Origin of the sequence: Mesorhizobium sp. M7A.F.Ca.CA.002.04.1.1, assembly GCF_004022805.1 — a bacterium.
Classification (GTDB): domain Bacteria; phylum Pseudomonadota; class Alphaproteobacteria; order Rhizobiales; family Rhizobiaceae; genus Mesorhizobium; species Mesorhizobium ciceri.
In genome coordinates this window covers 1-1563 of the sequence record NZ_RZPL01000993.1, presented here as the reverse complement: position 1 = coordinate 1563, position 1563 = coordinate 1, and the positions used below count along the sequence as shown (strand labels likewise).

At 66.0% G+C, this 1563-nt stretch carries 2 protein-coding genes and 1 pseudogene; 2 read left to right on the top strand and 1 reads right to left on the bottom strand.

All coding sequences use genetic code 11. The features are described from left to right. Positions 1–48 precede the first annotated feature (48 nt). Complete coding sequence (locus ENZ75_RS31365; RefSeq protein ID WP_063167993.1) at positions 49–444, top strand: rhodanese-like domain-containing protein; 396 nt, start codon at positions 49–51, stop codon at positions 442–444. A gap of 13 nt (positions 445–457) precedes the next feature. Here ENZ75_RS31365 and ENZ75_RS31360 read toward each other — a convergent pair whose 3' ends face one another. Continuing rightward, the gene (locus ENZ75_RS31360) at positions 458–1366 is read right to left on the bottom strand and encodes an alpha/beta fold hydrolase (protein WP_027161593.1); all 909 of its coding nucleotides are present in this window, start codon (positions 1364–1366) and stop codon (positions 458–460) included. Positions 1367–1413: 47 nt separating this feature from the next. On the opposite strand from ENZ75_RS31360, the pseudogene ENZ75_RS35445 reads away from it, so the two are divergent. Then, positions 1414–1563 (top strand): annotated as a pseudogene (locus ENZ75_RS35445) (MarR family transcriptional regulator); the annotation flags it as partial.

Below are 1563 nucleotides of genomic sequence, written 5' to 3'. Positions count from 1 at the left end.
CGGCTGGTGTGCTCGAAATCCGCCAGCAAGGCCGGGAGGGACGAGAGCGTGAAAAAGGGTTATCGCGAGCTGCTGGACGAGGCGAATGCCGTGATCGAGGTGGTTTCGCCGGAGGAAGCGGCCGGGCTGCTCGACGATGAAGACACCATCTTCGTCGATCTGCGCGATCCACGCGAAGTGGAACGCGACGGCCGGATTCCGGGCGCCAAGCATGTCACGCGCGGCATGCTGGAATTCTGGATCGACCCCGAAAGCCCTTACCACAAGCCGTTCTTCGCCTCGGGAAAGAGCTTCGTGTTCTTCTGCGCCGGCGGCTGGCGCTCTGCCCTGGCCACAAAGACGGCGCAGGACATGGGGCTTTCGCCGGTCAAGCACATCCTCGGCGGCTACACCGCCTGGAAGGCCGCCGGACTGCCGGTCGAACCCGGCGAGCAGAAGAAATAATCTCGACCGCCGCTCAATGCAGCAGCAATGGCTCGCGATGCGTCACGAAGCCGACCGCGCGTTCGACCACGCCCTTGTCGGCAAGAATGCGGCGATGGCCAAGCCCGTCGGCCCAGTAGAGCCGCACATGGCCGCCGGCACCGGCATAGCGCCTTGCGTGATCGGCCGAGACTTCGCGGTCGTCCGGCGCGTGGATGACCAGGGTCGGCACCGGTGCCTGGGCGAGCTGGCGGTCGCCGGTGAATTCGTGCAGCGGCCGGCCGGAAAGATGCTCGACCCGGTCCGCCATGGCGGCTTGCGAGCGCGGGCCGACATTCAACATATGACTGAAGTCGGCAAAGATCGCCGGCAGGGAACTTGGCGCCGCGATCAGCACCAGGCGTCCCGCCGCCAGCGGCGGGATGTTCTTGACCGAACCGGCGATGGCATTGGCGGCGACGGCGCCGCCGAAGGAATGGCCAACCGCCGCCGCGAACGGGCCGAACCATTCGCCGGCAACCCGCACCGCATCCACCGCATTGACCATGTTCAGGCGCCGGCCCTGCGACTGGCCGTGGCCAGGCAGGTCGAGCGAAACGACCCTGTAGCCGGCGGCGCGATAGCCTTCGATCAAGGCGCGCATATATTCGGTGCGCGAGCGCCAGCCATGGACGACGAGCACCGTGCCGACGGCCGCCCTGCCCGGCTCGGGCCGGAACTCGTGCACCATGACGCAGCCGGTCGCGGTCTTCAGCCGGTGATGACGCGCCTCGGTCATGAACCCCGTCGCACGCTCGACAGCGCGGCGCTCGCCATCGCTGAGCGCCTTGACATTCGGGGTGCGGCAGAACAATTCGAACGCCGCGCGTCCGCTGAGCCGCGGCGCGACACGCTCTGCCGCACCGAACACGCCCCGGATGACCTTCAGCCCGAATGATGCCATAGTGAGAATCCATCCATACGTTCAAGCATGAACATAATAGTTCAAAGATGAACAATAAACAAGAGCTGCCTTGGGACAACCCGCGTTTCCGCAACGGGGTCGCGGTGGCGCGCGCCTGCCATGTGCTGGAGCGCACGCTGGCGGTGAAACTTGCGCCGCTCGATTTGAAGCCGGCGCAGCTCGACGTGCTGATGAAC